This is a genomic window from Nocardia sp. NPDC051570, assembly GCF_044454005.1.
Lineage (GTDB): Bacteria > Actinomycetota > Actinomycetes > Mycobacteriales > Mycobacteriaceae > Nocardia.
The window spans coordinates 590,116-607,092 of record NZ_JBITDI010000003.1; the positions used below are offsets into that span (position 1 = coordinate 590,116).

The 16,977-nt window shown below is 66.0% G+C and carries 19 protein-coding genes; 7 read left to right on the top strand and 12 right to left on the bottom strand.

Annotation, left to right across the window (positions count from 1 at the left end; all coding sequences use genetic code 11):
* Entirely contained in the window at positions 1–1,320 is a 1,320-nt protein-coding gene (locus tag ACIA76_RS09665; RefSeq protein WP_397150463.1) for a sensor histidine kinase, read from the top strand.
* A gap of 217 nt (positions 1,321–1,537) precedes the next feature.
* On the opposite strand, the gene ACIA76_RS09670 is transcribed toward ACIA76_RS09665, so the two are convergent.
* Positions 1,538–2,077, bottom strand: coding sequence for a GtrA family protein (locus tag ACIA76_RS09670; protein WP_397150466.1), 540 nt, complete (start codon positions 2,075–2,077; stop codon positions 1,538–1,540).
* 112 nt (positions 2,078–2,189) lie between these two features.
* Here ACIA76_RS09670 and ACIA76_RS09675 point away from each other — a divergent pair, with 112 nt between their 5' ends.
* The 4 genes from ACIA76_RS09675 (at position 2,190) to ACIA76_RS09690 (ending at position 5,956) form a co-directional block, all read left to right on the top strand.
* Positions 2,190–3,362 (top strand): 5-(carboxyamino)imidazole ribonucleotide synthase, encoded by a 1,173-nt coding sequence (locus ACIA76_RS09675; protein WP_397150714.1) that lies wholly within the window; start codon positions 2,190–2,192, stop codon positions 3,360–3,362.
* Complete coding sequence (gene purE, locus ACIA76_RS09680) at positions 3,355–3,864, top strand: 5-(carboxyamino)imidazole ribonucleotide mutase (RefSeq protein ID WP_397150468.1); 510 nt, start codon at positions 3,355–3,357, stop codon at positions 3,862–3,864. The genes ACIA76_RS09675 and purE overlap by 8 nt, the downstream gene beginning before the upstream one ends.
* Before the next feature lie 70 nt (positions 3,865–3,934).
* Positions 3,935–4,615 carry a TetR family transcriptional regulator gene (locus tag ACIA76_RS09685; RefSeq protein WP_397150470.1) on the top strand — a complete coding sequence of 227 codons (681 nt, stop codon included), beginning with the start codon at positions 3,935–3,937 and terminating at the stop codon, positions 4,613–4,615.
* 183 nt (positions 4,616–4,798) lie between these two features.
* Entirely contained in the window at positions 4,799–5,956 is a 1,158-nt protein-coding gene (locus tag ACIA76_RS09690) for an acyl-CoA dehydrogenase (RefSeq protein WP_397150472.1), read from the top strand.
* A gap of 47 nt (positions 5,957–6,003) precedes the next feature.
* Here ACIA76_RS09690 and xerC read toward each other — a convergent pair whose 3' ends face one another.
* The 11 genes from xerC to ACIA76_RS09745 all read right to left on the bottom strand — a co-directional run bounded on the left by xerC (position 6,004) and on the right by ACIA76_RS09745 (position 14,627).
* Positions 6,004–7,257, bottom strand: coding sequence for a tyrosine recombinase XerC (xerC, locus tag ACIA76_RS09695; protein WP_397150474.1), 1,254 nt, complete (start codon positions 7,255–7,257; stop codon positions 6,004–6,006).
* Positions 7,257–7,445, bottom strand: coding sequence for a helix-turn-helix transcriptional regulator (locus ACIA76_RS09700; RefSeq protein ID WP_397150476.1), 189 nt, complete (start codon positions 7,443–7,445; stop codon positions 7,257–7,259). The genes xerC and ACIA76_RS09700 overlap by 1 nt, the downstream gene beginning before the upstream one ends.
* A 10-nt stretch (positions 7,446–7,455) precedes the next feature.
* On the bottom strand, positions 7,456–9,135 hold the full coding sequence (locus tag ACIA76_RS09705; RefSeq protein ID WP_397150478.1) for a replication initiator: 1,680 nt from the start codon (positions 9,133–9,135) through the stop codon (positions 7,456–7,458).
* Complete coding sequence (locus tag ACIA76_RS09710) at positions 9,135–9,770, bottom strand: hypothetical protein (protein WP_397150480.1); 636 nt, start codon at positions 9,768–9,770, stop codon at positions 9,135–9,137. Before ACIA76_RS09710 ends, ACIA76_RS09705 begins: the two co-directional genes overlap by 1 nt.
* Positions 9,767–11,209, bottom strand: a complete 1,443-nt coding sequence (locus ACIA76_RS09715; protein ID WP_397150482.1) for a DNA cytosine methyltransferase — start codon at positions 11,207–11,209, stop codon at positions 9,767–9,769. Before ACIA76_RS09715 ends, ACIA76_RS09710 begins: the two co-directional genes overlap by 4 nt.
* Positions 11,210–11,375: 166 nt before the next feature.
* Complete coding sequence (locus ACIA76_RS09720) at positions 11,376–11,594, bottom strand: hypothetical protein (RefSeq protein ID WP_397150484.1); 219 nt, start codon at positions 11,592–11,594, stop codon at positions 11,376–11,378.
* A complete protein-coding gene (locus ACIA76_RS09725) occupies positions 11,591–11,914 on the bottom strand; it encodes a hypothetical protein (protein WP_397150486.1) in 324 nt (107 codons plus the stop codon). Before ACIA76_RS09725 ends, ACIA76_RS09720 begins: the two co-directional genes overlap by 4 nt.
* A complete protein-coding gene (locus tag ACIA76_RS09730) occupies positions 11,911–13,230 on the bottom strand; it encodes an FtsK/SpoIIIE domain-containing protein (protein ID WP_397150488.1) in 1,320 nt (439 codons plus the stop codon). Before ACIA76_RS09730 ends, ACIA76_RS09725 begins: the two co-directional genes overlap by 4 nt.
* A gap of 16 nt (positions 13,231–13,246) precedes the next feature.
* Complete coding sequence (locus tag ACIA76_RS09735; RefSeq protein ID WP_397150716.1) at positions 13,247–13,879, bottom strand: DUF2637 domain-containing protein; 633 nt, start codon at positions 13,877–13,879, stop codon at positions 13,247–13,249.
* Positions 13,879–14,145 carry a hypothetical protein gene (locus ACIA76_RS09740; protein ID WP_397150490.1) on the bottom strand — a complete coding sequence of 89 codons (267 nt, stop codon included), beginning with the start codon at positions 14,143–14,145 and terminating at the stop codon, positions 13,879–13,881. The genes ACIA76_RS09735 and ACIA76_RS09740 overlap by 1 nt, the downstream gene beginning before the upstream one ends.
* Positions 14,142–14,627, bottom strand: a complete 486-nt coding sequence (locus tag ACIA76_RS09745; protein WP_397150492.1) for a hypothetical protein — start codon at positions 14,625–14,627, stop codon at positions 14,142–14,144. The genes ACIA76_RS09740 and ACIA76_RS09745 overlap by 4 nt, the downstream gene beginning before the upstream one ends.
* Before the next feature lie 128 nt (positions 14,628–14,755).
* Here ACIA76_RS09745 and ACIA76_RS09750 point away from each other — a divergent pair, with 128 nt between their 5' ends.
* Together ACIA76_RS09750 and ACIA76_RS09755 are read left to right on the top strand one after the other, a co-directional pair.
* Positions 14,756–15,601 (top strand): GntR family transcriptional regulator, encoded by an 846-nt coding sequence (locus ACIA76_RS09750; RefSeq protein WP_397150494.1) that lies wholly within the window; start codon positions 14,756–14,758, stop codon positions 15,599–15,601.
* Positions 15,598–16,266 (top strand): HAD family hydrolase, encoded by a 669-nt coding sequence (locus ACIA76_RS09755; RefSeq protein ID WP_397150496.1) that lies wholly within the window; start codon positions 15,598–15,600, stop codon positions 16,264–16,266. The genes ACIA76_RS09750 and ACIA76_RS09755 overlap by 4 nt, the downstream gene beginning before the upstream one ends.
* Positions 16,267–16,977: the final 711 nt, after the last annotated feature.

Consider the following 16,977-nt stretch of genomic DNA (forward strand, 5'->3'; position numbering starts at 1 on the left):
ATGCGGCGACGGATACTGCTGTCGATGCTGGCCGCGCTCACCTTCACCACGGTGGTGCTCGGCATCCCGCTGGCCTACACCGCCTGGCAGTGGGTGGCCGACATCACTCGAAACGACCTGCGCGCCAGGCTGGATCGGATGTCGGTGGAGATCGTCTCGCAGGAGCGCGAGGACGGTCTGGTGCACGGCACCCTGGATCTGCGTTCGGTGCGGCCGCTGATCCCGCCGGGCGGGCGGCTCACGATCATCTATCCGACACCCGAGGACGCCGCGCTGCGGGTCGATGCGGGCGTCTCCCATCTGAACGATCCGGTCATCGAATCGCTGGCGATGGGCACCTCGGGCTCGCTGCGCCTCGAGGTGCCGGCCGGGCCCATGCATTCCATGCAGCGCCAGGCCGTCGGCGCGGTCGCGCTGGTGGCGCTGGCCTCGCTGGCCGCGGGTGCGGCGGTGGCCGTGGTGACCGCTCGCCGGGTCGCCGATCCACTGCGCGATGTCGCCGCCCGCGCGGCCCGGCTGGCGACCGGCGATTTCCGATTGGATTCCACCCGGCACGGCATCACCGAACTGGACCGGGTCTCCGATGTGCTGGATTCGGCGGCCGTGGAGATCGCCGGGCGACTACAGCGCGAACATGCCCTGGTGGCCGATGTCTCCCATCAGTTGCGCAGCCGGTTGACCGCGGTGCGGCTGCGGCTGGACGAGCTGTCCACCCATACCGATCCGGCGGTCGTGCACGAGGCGGAAGAGGCGATGGCTCAGGTCGATCGGCTCACCGCGGCCATCGACGAATTGGTCCGCGCCTCGCGCGACGAGAACACCGCCGACCGCGATCCGGTGCCGGTGGTCGTCGAATTGCGCGGGGTCGTCACCGAATGGCGGCATCCGTTCGCCGAGGCCGGTCGCCGCCTGATCCTGTCCGGTGATCCGATGCTGCGCGCCCCGGTGAGCGGATCGCGGCTGCGGGAGGCGGTGGCGGTCCTGGTCGACAACGCCCTGATGCACGGCGGCGGCGACTGCACGATCTCGGTCCGCACGGTCTACGGCGGCCCCGACCGCGAGCCGCTGGTCGCGGTCGAGGTGGCCGACGAGGGCGAGGGTGTCAGCGACGATCTGGCCCCCCACATCTTCGACCGCGGCTTCTCCGGCGCGGGTTCGACAGGCGTCGGCCTAGCCCTGGCAAGAGCCCTGATCGAGGCCGACGGCGGCCGCCTGGAACTACAACGCCGTCGCCCGGCCCTGTTCGCGGTCTTCCTCGGCAACCCGTCCCCGAACCGATCCACCCTCAACACACCCACCACCACCGGCGAACCTCGCTGAATCCGCCAACCTGAGAGGTTTGCGGCGCGGGGGGGGGGGGGGGGGGGGCGGGGCGCCGCCCCCACGAGGGAGCCACCGGGGGGCCCGCCAGCTCGCACCGGGGGGCGGCTCGTCGTTCGGGTGCCGCTGCGCAAGCGACGAAGGAGCAAGCAGCGGTGCCCGAACGACGAGCCTCCGGGCGCCGCAAACCCGCGCCGACGAAGTCGGCGCCAAAAACTCAGCTGCGCTGTTCTTCCTCTTCGTAGAGTTCCCCTAATTCCCCGACCAGGGAATCGATCTCATCCGGAAATACCCAGCGGCGCATGGCCCAGAATCGGAACACCATCTGCAGGATGTTGCCGATGATGAAGGCGCTGAAGAAGTCGGCGAGGTTCTCGGCCAGCAGGCTGACATCGGGCACCTGCAGATGGAAGACGTAGCGCGACATCCACAGCGGCACATTGCTGAGGAGTACGCCGACGCCGCTGACGACGAAGAACAGCAGCGCCTCGTGATGGCGTTCGCGCCCGCCGCGACCCTTGAACGACCATTCCCGGTTCAGGATGTAGGACGCGATGACCGCGATCACGCCGGAAATGATCTTCGCGGTGATCGGCTTGGACGACAGAACCGTCAGTTTCAACAGGTAGAAGATGCCGCTGTCGACGATGAACGTGGACGCACCCACGATCGCGAACTTGATCAGTTCGTGATGGCGATATGCGAGGTCGCGTAGTGTTTTGGGCAGGACGCTGACCACGTCGTCGACAAATGACACGGACCGAGTCTACGTCGCTCGTTATCCGGGCAACCAACCCGCGTGCGTCCGCGAAGTCGAAGGCATGACAACATAGTGGCCCGTGACCACCCGTTTCTTCGATTTGTCGGGCATGCCGACTGTGACCATGATCGGTGGCGGACAGCTCGCTCGGATGACCCACCAGGCTGCCGTCGCATTGGGCCAGCGGCTGCGGGTGCTCGCCGAACGTCCCGATGATCCGGCCGCCCAGGTGACGCCCGAGGTCGTGCTCGGCGCGCATACCGATCTGGCCGCCCTGCGCAAGGCGGCCGTCGGCTCGCACGCGCTGACCTTCGATCACGAGCAGGTGCCCACCGAACACCTCGAGACCCTGGTGGCCGAGGGCGTGAACGTGCAGCCGCCGCCGCGGGCCCTGGTGTATGCCCAGGACAAGCTGGCCATGCGGCGCAAGCTGGCCGAACTCGGCGTGCCGGTGCCGCCCTTCGCCGCCGTCGAATCCGTCTCCGACGCGGTCGCATTCGCTGACGAGCACGGCTGGCCGTTCGTGCTCAAGGCCGTGCGCGGGGGCTACGACGGGCGCGGGGTCTGGATGATCGATGATCGCGCCGAGGCCGATACCGTCATGACCGATCAGCTGGCGCACGGCGTGGTCCTGATGGCCGAGCAGCGGGTGGATCTGAAGCGGGAGCTGTCGGCGATGGTCGCGCGCTCGCCGTTCGGTCAGGCCGCGGCCTGGCCGGTGGTGGAGACCGTACAGCGCGAGGGCCAGTGCGCGGTCGTCATCGCGCCCGCCCAGGATCTGCCGAAGGAGCGGGCCGTCGAGGCCAGCGGGCTGGCACTGCGGCTGGCGGCCGAACTCGGTGTCACGGGCGCGATGGCCGTGGAGCTGTTCGAAACCCACGCCGGCGAACTACTGGTCAACGAGCTCGCGATGCGTCCGCACAACTCCGGGCACTGGGGTATGGACGGCGCGGTCACCGGCCAGTTCGAACAGCATCTGCGGGCCGTACTCGACTATCCGCTCGGCGACACCAGCCCGCTGGCCCCGGTGACCGTGATGGCCAACATCCTCGGCGCCGACGCGGCCCCGGAGATGTCGATGGACGAGCGGCTGCATCATCTGTTCGCCCGCATGCCGCGCGCGCGGGTGCACCTGTACGGCAAGGGCGAGCGCCCGAAGCGCAAGATCGGGCATATCAACATCCTCGGCGACGATGTGACCGAGGTCCGCGAGCAGGCGGAGCGGGCGGCGCACTGGATGTCGCACGCGGTATGGACCGACGGATGGGATCACCATGAATGACAACACGACAGCGCGGGTCGGCCTGATCATGGGCAGCGACTCCGACTGGCCGACCATGGAGGCGGCCGCGGAGGCGTTGGCGGAGTTCGGGATTCGCTTCGAGGTCGGCGTCGTCTCCGCCCACCGCACCCCCCAGCGCATGCTCGACTACGCCCGCGAGGCCGCCGACCGCGGCATCCAGGTGATCATCGCGGGCGCGGGCGGCGCCGCCCATCTGCCCGGCATGGTCGCCTCGGCGACCCCCCTGCCGGTCATCGGCGTCCCGGTCCCCCTGAAGTACCTCGACGGCATGGACTCCCTGCTGTCCATCGTCCAGATGCCCGCCGGCGTCCCCGTCGCCACGGTCTCCATCGGCGGCGCCCGCAACGCGGGCCTCCTGGCCGTCCGCATCCTCGCCACCACCGACCCCGAACTCCGCTCGGCCATGCGACGTTTCCAATCCGACCTGGAGAAACTGGTCCTGGAAAAGGACAACGCCCTGCGCACCCGCTTACTCGGGTGAGCAGCCGCGCTGGGTGAGTTCGTCGTCGGCCGACCGGCTCGCGGTCTCGGGTCCTCGCTACGGTGGCATCGTGTCCCACGACGACTTGGTCAGTGCCCGTGTCAGTGCGGAGGCCGCCCGGTTCAAGTTGACCGTGGTGGATCATGCCCTGCGGTTGTTCGCCGAGCAGGGGTATGAGGCGACCACCGTCGACGAGATCGCCGAGGCGGCGGGGATCTCGCGGCGGACCTTCTTTCGGCAGTTTCGGTCGAAGGAGGATGTGGTGTTCGCCGATCATGAGGCGCAATTGGCGGCGGCTCGGGCGTATTTGGATGGGGTGCGCGGGGATCCGTGGGACGCGGTGTGTGCGGCCGTGCTGGGGGTGTTCGAAAGGTTCACGCAGACACGGGAATTGGCGGCGCGGCGGTATCGGGTGGTGCGGCAGGTGCCGGCGCTGCGGGATCGGGAGATCGTCACGGTGTTCCGGTACGAGCGGTTGTTCACCGACTATCTGCGCTCGCAGGTGGGCGATGCGGCGGATCTGGTGCTGATCCAGTTCACCGCGGCGGTGACGGCCACGCACAACTATCTGCTGCGGCGCATGGTGCGCGGGCAGTCGGAGGCGAGCGCGGCCGATCTGCGCGCGGCCCTGGCGGCGATCCCGCGGCCGGGCCGGGCGAGCGCGGATGAGCTGGTGGTCGCGGTCTTTCCGCGGAACATGCCGCCGCGGCAGATCGCCGATCTGCTCGCGCATCGGCTCGGTAATCTGTGAGCGGCATCACAATCTGCTAGTTGGCACTCAGTGCCAAGTGAAATGTCGGACATAGGCACATGTGGTCGCGATGCTGCGGCGTATACTTCCATAATGAATGGCACTGAGTGCCGACATGCCGGAGATTCGCGGTCCCTGCCGGGACCTGCTGATTGAAGCAACCGACGACCAGGAGTGGAACCCATGGCGGGCAACCCCGATTTCGACCTGTTCAAACTGGACGACATCCATCACGAACTGCGCGAGGCCATCCGCGGTCTGTCCGAGAAGGAGATCGCCCCGCACGCCAAGGACGTCGACGGCCAGGCCCGATTCCCGCAGGAGGCGCTCAACGCGCTCAACGCCGCGGGCTTCAACGCCGTGCACGTGCCCGAGGCCTACGGCGGCCAGGGCGCGGATTCGGTGGCCACCTGCATCGTGATCGAGGAGGTCGCCCGCGTCTGCGGTTCGTCCTCGCTGATCCCGGCGGTCAACAAGCTGGGCACCATGGGCCTGATCCTCAACGGCTCCGAGGAGCTCAAGCAGACGGTCCTCGCCGATATCGTCGACGGCAAGATGGCCTCCTACTGTCTGTCCGAGCGCGAGGCCGGTTCGGATGCCGCGAGCATGCGCACCCGCGCCCGCCGCGACGGCGACGACTGGATCATCAACGGCTCCAAGTGCTGGATCACCAACGGCGGCCAGTCCACCTGGTACACCGTGATGGCCGTGACCGATCCGGACAAGGGCGCCAACGGCATTTCGGCGTTCATGGTCCACTCCGATGACGAGGGCTTCGTCGTCGGCCCGCTCGAGCATAAGCTCGGCATCAAGGGTTCGCCGACCGCCGAGCTGTACTTCGAGAACTGCCGCGTCCCCGGCGACCGGATCATCGGCGCGGAGGGCACCGGCTTCAAGACCGCACTCCAGACTCTCGACCACACCCGCCCGACCATCGGCGCGCAGGCCGTCGGCCTGGCCCAGGGCGCGCTCGACGCCGCGATCGCCTATACCAAGGATCGCAAGCAGTTCGGCAAGGCCATCGCCGATTTCCAGAACACCCAATTCATGATCGCCGATATGGCGATGAAGGTGGAGGCCGCGCGCCTGATGGTCTACACCTCGGCCGCCCGCGCCGAGCGCGGCGAGAAGAACCTCGGTTTCATCTCCGCCGCGGCGAAATGCTTCGCCTCGGATGTGGCCATGGAGGTCACCACGAATGCCGTCCAGTTGTTCGGCGGCGCGGGTTACACCACCGACTTCCCGGTCGAGCGCATGATGCGCGACGCCAAGATCACGCAGATCTATGAGGGTACGAACCAGATCCAGCGGCTGGTCATGAGCCGCGCCCTGCTCAGGTGATATTTCGCGCGTAGGCGGGATGCTCGGGCAGGTCCGATTCCTCATCGTCAGGCCGTCCCCAGGCCGTCGAGGAGCACAGGCCGCCCGAGCACTCCGTCCACCGCAGTGCGCGCCCGGTCGTAGCTGTCCGGCACCAGGTGCGTGTAGATCTTCAGGGTGAAACCCGGATCGCTGTGCCCGAGGAATTCGGCCAGTTCCTTGATCGAACATCCGTTGGCCAGCAGCATCGACGCGAAGAAATGCCGCAGTGCGTGCATGCCATCGATCCGGTTCCGGTACTCCAATCCGGCGGATCGAAATGCGTTCTGCCACACCACCTTTGTGAAGGTATCTCCCCGGTACAGCCGTCCGCCGTCACCAGTCGCCAACAACCGAACCGTCACCGGCGGACCGTCCGGGCGACCCCACGGCAACGTCACCGGCACTGCGGGATACCGTTCGAGATGACCATCAACGGCCGTGATCATGCTGTCTGCCGCCGGAACCGCACGAGTCTTGCCGCCCTTGGGCAACGCGAACATCATCACGCCCTTCACGGTCTTGATCTGGCGCTCCACCCGGAATTCCTGTGCATCGCGATCGATGTCGTCGGGGGAGTAGCCCAGGATCTCGCCTTGCCGAAGTCCCGCACCCGCACCGAGTTTCGTGGCGATCCGAAACCGGCCCGGTAACGCCGATTCGACCGCACGCAACCGCGCCTCCGGCCAGACGACCACTTTCGGACTGCGGCTCACCGGCCGCGGCACCGACTTCACCTTGCACGGATTACGGCGAATAATCTTGTCGTCCACAGCCGAATCGCAGATCGAAGACACGATCGTGAAACACACTGTTTTGTAATTCTCCGACAGGCCAGCGTCCGCCAGCTTGCCGAGCCACTCCCGAATCGTGGCCGGTTGCTCGATCACAGTGAACGGCTTGTCGCCCAGCACCGGATAAATCTGCTGATCCAGGCGACTACGCAACGCCTCCCGGGTGGCCGGATCATCCGACTGCACCTTCAGCCACGTGTCACCCTGTTGCCGAAACGTCTTCTTCGCCGCGCGAGGATCGACGTAGGTGCCCTGCCGTTTATGCGATTCGACCTCGATCAGGAAATCGTCGGCCCGTTTCTTCTGCCGATCCGGGAACGACGTAGATCGTTCCGCACCATCCGGATCGACGTAACGCACGCGATAACGAAGCCCCTTGCCGTGCAACTCGGTTGGTTCCATCACCGGCTTGCCGCGACCATTCAGAACTACCTCATCGGTGGCCTTGTCGCGCTTGGCCCGATACCAGCGATCTTCGACGTGTCCCATCAGGCCGCCTCATCACCAGCGGCGAACCATGCCCGCAGCTTCACTGGGTCGTATCGCAGGTGACGGCCCACCTTCTTCACAGGCGGCCCCTCACCGAGCCATTTCCACTGGTAGAGAGTCTTCACCGGAACATCGAGGAAGTACGCAACCTCTTCCGGTGTCCACATCCGATTCTCGGGTAGATCCATCGTCGCCCCCCTACGCCGCATCTTGAGTTGCCGAACTTTCTTGCGCCCCAGCCGGATTGGCAGCCATCCGGGCTCTCAGATACTCCGCACGCCACACAGACCGGCGAGAGATCGCGCCCATGATCAGGTACTCACGCAGAGGGCGTTGCTTGTCCCCGGGCTCGACTGGAGTGACCTTCAGATGCGAGGTGTCCGGCTTGACGATGCCGACCGCGGCCAGCATCTGCCGAACAAACTCCACCCGATCGGCCCGGTGATCCGGAAGCGTCTTACCCGACCAACGCCGCGACACCAGCACACGGCGGCCGGGCAGGCCGAGAGTGTCGCGGCGATGGGCTTTGCCCTTGCAGCGGCCGGGGACGGTCTTGTCGCTGGCGCCGCGGGGCACGATGCCGTATTCCAGCCACACCGGACACTGCGGTGAACACGGCACATGCTGCAACGCGGCATGCAACCGGTCGTAATGCTCAGCAGCCCGGTCCGAGCGCGGTTCGACGATTTCGCTGATCGACTTCACCAGGTACTTGGTGACGTAGCCGATGGTCTTGCCGGCCTTCTCCGCGATCACGCCCTGAATGTGCTTGCGGTCCATCTGCTCCCCGAACCGCACCACATGTGCGGGTTGCCGCTGCGGGGCATCCAGCGCGGTATCCCAATCGGTGAGCGGTTCACCGGTTATCGGGTCCACGAACGCGGCTCTGCGCCTGTCCCACACCGGCTGATGGCCGCCGCCGTAGATACGGTTCTCTGGATCGAAGTACGGCCACCACACCTGGTGATACGTCGCCGCGGTCACCTGGCGAAGAATCTCCCGCGAGACCGCGCCACGAATCAGGATGTGCAGGTGCGGGGCACCGCGCAGCTGTGGTTCCACCGTCGCGAAATACTGCACGTCCCAGCCGACCGCGCGGCGCAGGTTCTGAATCCAGCGGTCCACCAGCTTGGAGAAGAACACGATGTCGCGTGCCTGTGTGGTGTAGTCGTAGCCGCCCGGGTTCACCGGCGACCCGTCCGAGCACGGCTTGCCCTTCTCGTCGGTGGCGCCGTCGGTGTTGATCCGCCCGTACGAGGGCATGGTGAGGGTGACGAACATGCTCGGCCGGTACAACTCCGCGAACACCTTGCCGAGCGTGCGACGCTCCACCTTGCGCCGGGGCAGATTCGGGGCGTCCTGCCGCCTGCGAGTCGAGCGCCGACGCCGATCTTTCGCGGTAGCGTCCACGGCCGGGAGACGACCACGCAGACCGGTTTCCCGCAACTCCCGGTCCAGATCCCGGATCACCTCCTCCCGGATAACAGTCGCCAACTCCTCATCCCCGTCAGCGACGGCCTGCCGGTACTCGGTGACCAGATCAGCACGGGCGGTGAGCAATTCGATTTGCTGCTCGGTCGGCTCCACCGTGTAGGGGACCGGTTCTTCCCCGATGTGCCAGCCCTCCCGGCACTGCGCGATCCGCAGCAGGCGATGAGCTTTCGCACACGCCGGGCACACCGATTGGATCGTGGACTTGCACGGTGCGCCCTCGTAGGTGACCGTGCCCGTCTTCGGGTCCTCCACCCGCATCGGGATCGGCCGCTGACACACATCGAACTTCTCCGCCGCCGCATGCGCGATATCGAGCAGGTCCGGCTGGGCACGACGTTCCGCGGCGGTCTGCCGGGCCGCAGCAGTGTCGTTGATCTCGGTCATCAAGCAGCGTCCTTCCGGTAGCCGTCGTTGAGGCGGGGCAGGGTGATGGTTTCGGCAAGCGAATCGGTCCGGCGCAGAACCAGTTCCATCAGGCCGGGGCCGACGATGGTGGCGCGGCATCCATGGGCGCCGAATGTGTGGGCGATCCGGTCGACACGGCTCTCGTAGTCGGCGGGGCATTGACCCTCCAGCATCCGCACCCGCACCCGATCCAGCGCGTCACCGATCCGCACTGTCACCAGCCGCGGCACCAACGTCGAATCCTCCCGGGTGACAGTGAGATTGCACGCGCGCAGGTATTGCGCCCAGCAGCGGCGGTAGCGCCACCAGGTGAGGAACCGGGCACGGGCCCGCGAGGTGATCCACCGCTCGAAGGTCTGCGGACTCCGCCCTCGCCACAGCACCATCACCGCGATGAACACCCCGACCACCACGACACCCAGCACCTTGCCCGCCAGCACCCACACGACCACCGCAGCAACGATCGGGACCGATACCATCGGGAACAACACCGCCCACCAGGCGACCACCCCTGCGGCGATCAGCAGGTACCAGACCAGGTGCAGCAGTGCCGAGGCGAACAGATCGAATACATCGAAGTTGTTGCGCTGACTGGTGTTTCGTGTCTGGTTCATGCTGCCACCGCCGGAACCTCGTGGCCGAGGGCTTCCGCGAGCGCGGACACCAAGTCCCGGGCGGCGGGCGGGGTGACCGCGTTACCGGCTTGGCGGACCCGTTCGCGCCGGTTGCCCAGGATCACGTATCCGGGGTCGAAAGCCATCGCGCGTGCGATCTCGGCGGGTTCGAGCATCCGGAACTCACAGTCATCCACCGCCGGCGCGAGCGTGGTCAATCCGTGATGGGTGCCCGCCGCTGCGATCGTGTCCAACGGTTCGGTGAGCAGCTTGGCTGTGTTGTGGTTGCGCAGCGGTACCACCATTGCGAACCGATCCCGGGTAGTGACCGTGCTCATCGGTGCCGTCACCGAAGACGCTGTACCCGTGCTGTAATACGGGACCAGCAGCGCGGTCTCGCTGCGCGTGGTGATCGTACGGACCGGCGAGACCACCGAACGAGCCTGCACGCCCGCACGGGCCTCCACCGGCACCAGCAGGGCATCGGATTCGGTCGTGGTGCGTGTCGGCATCGCCTCGGCCACGCTGTAGGCCCGATCACGGCGAGTGCCGCCCGTGGGCACCAACAGCCCGGGATCGGCGGCGAAGCGCGTCAGCCCGTCCTGAATACGGGCCCGGGTCTTGGCCTTCAACGGTTTACGGCGATCCCCGATCCGTTCCCCGCGCAGGGTCCAGTCGATCACCGAGGACGCGGGCAGCCACGCCGGTTCGACAATCCTGTTGCGGCACGACACGTTCGGGCAGCGCCACAAGTACTGGGTGCGGTAGCGGCCCCACCGGCGAGCCGGGTTCTTCCACCCCTGCACCGCGGTCACCTCACGGCTGCACACCGGGCACCACGCCTGCGGGCGGGTCCAGCGGTCCAGATCCGGGGCACGGTCACCCGCACGCCACGCCACCACATACAGCCGATCACGAGATTGCGGGGCCGGATCACCCGCCGCAGTGGCGTGCATGCTGTTCAGGTACACCACCCGATACCGGTAGCCCAGCAGTTCCAAGGCTTGGCACCAGGCCGGCCACATCACCCACTTCGCCGCATCCACGACGTTCTCCACAACGATGCCGCGGTACCGGTGATGCTCGGTGAACCGCACCACATCCCACATCGTTGCCCGTGACCGTTCGGCCGCCTCATCGGGCAGGATCTCCCCGAACAGGTCGGGCTGGCAGTCCGCATTCCGTTTACGGCCCCGGGCCACACTGTGGTTCGTGCAGCTCGGCGAGGCCCACAGCAGGTCCGTGCGGGGGAACAGGCGCGGATCGACCTGCGAGATGTCCGCGCACTTGTGATCGGTCGATTCGTGATTGGCCTGGTGGGTGTCCACCGCCAGCTGCCAATGGTTCGCGGCCATCCGCACCGCGATACCCGGCACCTCAGCCGCACCGGAACTGGAACCACCAGCCCCGCAGAACAAATCGGTCAGAGTGAGCATCATTTCGACTTTCTCGGAAGAGGGAACAAGGGCAACTGCTCTGGGTCCTTACACCCCCGGCGGGTGTTCTTGGCGACCGAGGCAGCAGCCTTACGGACGATCGGATTGACTTGTCGCGGTACCGGTTTCAGCGGCACCGGTTCGATCGGGGCGGGTTTCTTGCGTGTAGTCATGCCGCCCAATCCCCGCCGTCGTCGAGACCGGTATCCCAGCCGGGAACCTCACCGGTTTCGGCCCACAGGTGCACCGCCAAGCTGACCGGGTCCATCCCCGAGCGTTCGTAGTGGCAGCGCCGACGACCCCGGATATCGACCACCGCGTCTACCGCTTCAGCTTCGAGGCGGGCAGCGTTGGCGCGCTCGACCCGGCGAATGTTGTTGGTTCTCATGACCATTCCTCGATTTCGGTGTCGCAGATGCCGCACCGGGTGCAGGTGCGGGGACGGTTCTTCTCGCCCAGCGACCAGCGCCGGGATTCGGGAAAGGTGTGGCCCTGCTGCTCGCATCGAGCAGTGGCGATGCAGCCGTCACACAGGACGCGGTCACCGTTGTAGACCCAGCCGATACCCGCACCCCGGGCGGCGATGTAGGAGATCGCCTGGGCGATGGAGGTGAAACACAGACCCTCGTACCGGGGTTCGGTGTAGGTGTCGCCGCAGGAATCGCAGTAGACGACCACGTGTGCCTCGGTGACGAATCCAGTCCTCATGCCGCCGCCCCCATCGCGTCGTCGCCGCGGTCCTCGTCGCCGAGGTCATCAGGGTCGAAATCGCTGTAATCGGCCTGCGGAGCGAAGTCGGGCTGGTCGGGGGCGTACGCCCCGACGATCGCGTCGATGTCCTCGTTGGACACCCAGAACGCGCGCACCCGAACGAATTCGGCGGTGCCGTCCTCCCCGACGTAGCCGACACCCGGTGTGCTGTCCGGGATCTCGTCGCAGCGGGCACCTCGATCGCGGGCACCCTGGCCGTGCACCATCGCCGTCTGGGTCGGCTCGTCCAATCGCAAGCCGATGCGGACCGGGAACAGTTGCCGGTTGGGCATGGTCTCCTTGGACGGGTCCTGCAACGCGGCGATCACCGACACCCCGACCGCACGGCCCTGCGACAACAACAGACCCGTCAGCCGACGGAACTCCTCCTGCTGCTCACGAGTCGCATACGACGACAGGGCAGCAGCCTCGTCGATGATGATCAGGATCAGCGGCTCGTCGACGGTCGGAACGTGTTTGCGGACACCGGCTTCCATCAACCGGGCCGCCCGCTCCTGCATCACCGTGACTGCTTCGGTGAGCATGGCGATGATGCGGTCACCGTCGTATTCGAAACGGACCCACAACCGGCGGCCGCGGCCGAATTCCATGCCGCCCTTGGGATCTGCCATCCAGATATCGACGATCCCGGCTTTCACGGCCGGGCCGATACCGGCGATGATGGACCACAGCACCGAGCCTTTCCCGGACCCCATCGCGCCGGCGAGCAGGATATGGGCGTAGAGCACCTTCAGCAGCCATAGGAAGCCGTCTTCGCGGACACCGACCGGAACCGCCTCCAGGTCCACATCATTGGGGACCGCCACCGGCACCATTGCCGGGGCAGCGAGCGTGTCGTACACGCGCACCTGAAGACGGACCCAGCCCGGCTCGGGCGAGATCACGGTCACCCGAGCCACCCCCAAGTAGTGAGCGAGCTTGTCGCGGGTCTCGTCGTTGTTCCAGTCCTTGAACGACTGACCGCCCAGCATCTGGAACTCGACCACCAGGCCCTGCCGGTCGTAGTCGTAGAACTCCAGCCGCGGGAACCCGGTCGCCACCGCACCGAGCCCGACCGCCCGCAGCATCAACGCGGTATGCATCGGGTCGCACAACACCAACACCGCCGGACGCAACTCGGGCGGGGCCGCAGCGGCGATCTCCTGCGCGGTCTGCTCCCGCCGAGCACGGGGACGACCAGGCCACGGGAACAGCCACGCCAGGAAGGCCATGCCGCCCACCAGGGCGAACAGCCAGGGAATGAACGCGATCATTGTCAGGAGCTCCTTGTCAGGACACCGCGAGCGGCAGCGCCTGTTGCTGTGCCGGACGCGGAGGATGGATTGGACGCACCCGAGGCCGAACCGGCTGCACGAGTGCGGGATTGGGATGGGCAACCGGCGAAGACGGAACCGGTCGCGAGAAAGCAGGAGTAGTCGAATCAGGTTCGGGCACAGACGATTCCGAGATCAGAATCGATTCCGGAGCCGGTTCGACAGCGGGCGTCGACTCGACACGGGCGAGGCGGAACAGCATCACCAGTCCGTGCGTGTCCACCAGCAAGCCGATCGGAGCGATAGCCGCGACCAGGGCGCACAACGGGCCGGGCAGTTCGTGACCACCTGTGATGGCATGCAAGCTGTTACCGGCCACCGAGACCACCGCACCCGCGACCAGCACCCAGGTGAACCAGCGGCGGGCCTTGGCAGTGTTCGCCAGCACCAGCACGCCCGCGGTGGCCTGAAGGATGGTGCCGTCCACGATCAGCGGGAACAGCCACGCATCCGAGACCGGAATATGCGCCAGCACCGCGAGGTCCCGCAAGGTGGCGAAGGACAGGCGGAACGCGGCAGCGCCGACGCCCACGATCACCAGGACCGCGAACACCCGCGCTACCAGCATCCAGCGCTCACGAATGAGCATCACGCCGCCGCCTTCACCGGCACGGCAGCATCGGTGACGTACTCCGCGTACTCGTGTTCAGCCAGCGCATTCGGCAGCGCGTCCGCCAAGGCGCGAGCGTCCTCGATGGTCAACACCAGCCGGACATCACCGAGCCTCACGTAGACATAGGCCGGGATACGCCTCTCGGAGCGACCCTCCGGGCCGTAGTGCTCCACCCGCTCAGGCCAGTACTCGGCCGATTCGAATACGAAATGCGTTGTGGCAGTGACGAAAGACGACATCACGCAGCCGCCTTCCCACCGGCCGGACGCGACGCACCCGGATCAGCCGGAGGCTGCTTGGCCCCGGAGTTATCGCCCTTGATCCCGGTCGCCCGGTACTGATAGCCCAGGTACTTGTACTCGCCTTGACCCATCACCTTCGGCTCAGCGGTCAAGCCCTCCAGCTCGATCCACCACAGGTCAGTACCCGGAGCAACCTGCTCACCGGCTGGGATCGGCTGATGCTGCGCAACGAACGTGATCTCGAACGACGCCCGCTTGCCCTTGCCGTCGCTGGCCTCGTGCGGATCGGTCACCGTCGCCTTCCACAACGGCAGACCCGACCCCTCCCCGGTCTTCGGGTCGAAGTCGAACATCTGCTCCTGCAACGCATTCCGGTCCGGGTTGTACTTGATCGCCGGAACAATCGCCGTCATCAGCATCAACCGCTGCGGGAACGCTTTACCGTGGTCGATCGGGAACTGGTGGCCCTTGGGGATTGCCATGTTGACCTCCGATTTCTAGACCTGAAGCCTGCTCCCCAGGCTCCCTAGGTAACTTTCAATCTAGACCACCTCCCTAGGAAGGTCAAGGCTTTCCCGGGTGTCCTAGGTAGATCGTCTAAGCTGGTGGAATGGACGCACTCGACCCCGATGACCCGCGCCCGCCGTCGCAGCAAATCGCGAACATCCTGCGAGCGGCGATCTTGACGCGGAAACTCGCCCCGGGCGACAAGCTTCCGTCGCAACCGGATCTCGCCAAGCGCTACAACGTGGCAAAGGCGACCGTCGAGAATGCCATTCGTGCGCTACGTGACGAGGGTCTTGTCATCTCCCGAAAGGGCAGCGGTGTCTACGTACGCGAGCGCACCGAACGCCCGGTCGGACTCCGGCCATACATCGAGCGTGCCTTCCAGGCCAAGACTGTCACGCTGGACTTCTCCGGGTTCTCCGGCGAGACCTTGCACGGCGCCATCGCCGAACCGCTTGACCGAATCCGCGAAGGTCGCCTCCGGCCCGATTCCCTCACGGTCCGGATGCTCGTACCCGATCCCTCGCGTCCGTGGTCGCTGCCAGCACGGACTGATGATCTATCCGACAGCCCAGCATTCCGTCAGCGAGCAACCCGCATCATGGAACGCCACGCTCTCGCCGTAGTCGATGAAGTGACGGAGCTGGCTCGGCTCGGACTCGTCTCGGTAGCTACAGCGCAGGTCTGGATATATCCCGCAGTGCCGTTGTTCAAGCTGTACATCCTCAACAGTGAGGATGTGTTCTTCGGCTACTACCCGGTCCGGGAGCACAAGCTTGAGCTTGGCGGCGAATCGACGGCTATTTGGGACCTCATGGGCAAGGATGCCGAGTTATTCCACTTCGCCAAGGACACCGAACCGGAGAGTATGAGCAGCCAGTTCGTCAGCCAGTCACAAATGTGGTTCGACAGCATCTGGACCACTGTCGCAAGGGAATATCGCACGTGACCGATGTGACCGCTCTTCTCCGCGAGCGGCCATGCCTGCTACTGGATTTCGACGGCCCTATCTGCGCCGTATTCTCGGGCCTGTCGAATCGCTCTGCGGCTCTTCAACTAATCGATGCCACCGGAGTAACCCCGCCGACCGAAGTGGCATCGACCAGTGACCCGTTCGACGTACTCAACTTCGCTGCAAGCGCGCTCGGTGAACCAACCGTCACCCGAGTTGAGGAGTGCTTCACCAATGCCGAACTTGAGGCCGTGCGTACCGCCAGGCCAACCCCTCATGCTGACGCCGTAATCCGTTCGGGCGCAGTGCCTTTCCGCAGGGTTGCCGTCGTCAGCAACAACTCATCCGCCGCCGTCTCTGCCTATCTGGCTGCCCACGGGCTGCGGCCGTACATCGCTGGCATCTTCGCACGGACCTCCTCGAACGTAGCCAGGCTCAAGCCCGCGCCCGACCTCCTAAAGGAGGCGATGGCGAGCCTCAAGCTCCCGCCCGAGAGGTGCTCATTCGTTGGAGATTCGGTTACCGACATCCAAGCTGCGCATGCTGCTGACATTCCGGCTATCGCCTTCGCCAACAAGCCGGGCAAGGCTGAGCGGCTTGCCGAGTACCAGCCAGAAGCGATCATCACCAGCATGTCGGAACTCTTACCCGCGCTCAGCTAAGAACCGACGTCCTGAAGGGGGCCCAGCGGCCGACATACACCAATAGTGCAGCACAACGTTGTAGTATTGGTGCTGTCACGCGAGTGATGCTGGCGGTGGGACGCCGTGCAACCGACGCCTCACCTGGTGGGTTACCTAATCCGCCGCAACCAGCGGACCAGGACGCAAGCCCCGGCGATCACGGCAGCTGCTACCAACACCTTGCCGTAGTCGACCGGGGCTTCACTCTTTTCCCGGCGATGCTTCGCCATACCCACCACCTCCCTCCTGGGCGCGAGTGTGGACCAGGTCCACTCGCCCCTCGGACGGAGGTGACCGTCACCCTACGCCGGACCACCGACCGAAACCGTTGAAACGCAACCGGTTCCGAGTGTTCGGCCGCATTCGTCCGATTGGCACTCAATCTTTGGTTGATCCTGCCGTCCGCGGCTTCCCGAGGCCCCCACGACTGATTCGGACCACTGCCGAATTCAGCCATACAGGATCAAGAGCGCCGCCTGCGGCGGCGGCGCGTGCGCGCCGCCGCCGCGCGGCGACACGCAACCGCTGCTGATGGGACGTCGCCGCGGCGCGTCGGCACGTCGGCCCCACGCACGCGCCACACCGCAGGAAAACGCACTCGATCTCTGATCACTGACTTCTCCAACGGTCCGAGCGGTGCTGGGCACGACTACAGCCGTACCCGACTTGCCTCCCGCAGCCGATCCCGAA

What these genes read in the sequence shown, in the direction of transcription:
- ACIA76_RS09665 (WP_397150463.1), top strand. Translation starts at nt 1, where the DNA reads ATGCGGCGACGGATACTGCTGTCGATGCTGGCCGCGCTCACCTTCACC.
- ACIA76_RS09675 (WP_397150714.1), top strand. Translation starts at nt 2,190, where the DNA reads ATGCCGACTGTGACCATGATCGGTGGCGGACAGCTCGCTCGGATGACC.
- purE (WP_397150468.1), top strand. Translation starts at nt 3,355, where the DNA reads ATGAATGACAACACGACAGCGCGGGTCGGCCTGATCATGGGCAGCGAC.
- ACIA76_RS09690 (WP_397150472.1), top strand. Translation starts at nt 4,799, where the DNA reads ATGGCGGGCAACCCCGATTTCGACCTGTTCAAACTGGACGACATCCAT.
- xerC (WP_397150474.1), bottom strand. Translation starts at nt 7,257, where the DNA reads ATGGGACACGTCGAAGATCGCTGGTATCGGGCCAAGCGCGACAAGGCC.
- ACIA76_RS09700 (WP_397150476.1), bottom strand. Translation starts at nt 7,445, where the DNA reads ATGGATCTACCCGAGAATCGGATGTGGACACCGGAAGAGGTTGCGTAC.
- ACIA76_RS09705 (WP_397150478.1), bottom strand. Translation starts at nt 9,135, where the DNA reads ATGACCGAGATCAACGACACTGCTGCGGCCCGGCAGACCGCCGCGGAA.
- ACIA76_RS09710 (WP_397150480.1), bottom strand. Translation starts at nt 9,770, where the DNA reads ATGAACCAGACACGAAACACCAGTCAGCGCAACAACTTCGATGTATTC.
- ACIA76_RS09715 (WP_397150482.1), bottom strand. Translation starts at nt 11,209, where the DNA reads ATGATGCTCACTCTGACCGATTTGTTCTGCGGGGCTGGTGGTTCCAGT.
- ACIA76_RS09720 (WP_397150484.1), bottom strand. Translation starts at nt 11,594, where the DNA reads ATGAGAACCAACAACATTCGCCGGGTCGAGCGCGCCAACGCTGCCCGC.
- ACIA76_RS09725 (WP_397150486.1), bottom strand. Translation starts at nt 11,914, where the DNA reads ATGAGGACTGGATTCGTCACCGAGGCACACGTGGTCGTCTACTGCGAT.
- ACIA76_RS09730 (WP_397150488.1), bottom strand. Translation starts at nt 13,230, where the DNA reads ATGATCGCGTTCATTCCCTGGCTGTTCGCCCTGGTGGGCGGCATGGCC.
- ACIA76_RS09735 (WP_397150716.1), bottom strand. Translation starts at nt 13,879, where the DNA reads ATGCTCATTCGTGAGCGCTGGATGCTGGTAGCGCGGGTGTTCGCGGTC.
- ACIA76_RS09745 (WP_397150492.1), bottom strand. Translation starts at nt 14,627, where the DNA reads ATGGCAATCCCCAAGGGCCACCAGTTCCCGATCGACCACGGTAAAGCG.
- ACIA76_RS09750 (WP_397150494.1), top strand. Translation starts at nt 14,756, where the DNA reads ATGGACGCACTCGACCCCGATGACCCGCGCCCGCCGTCGCAGCAAATC.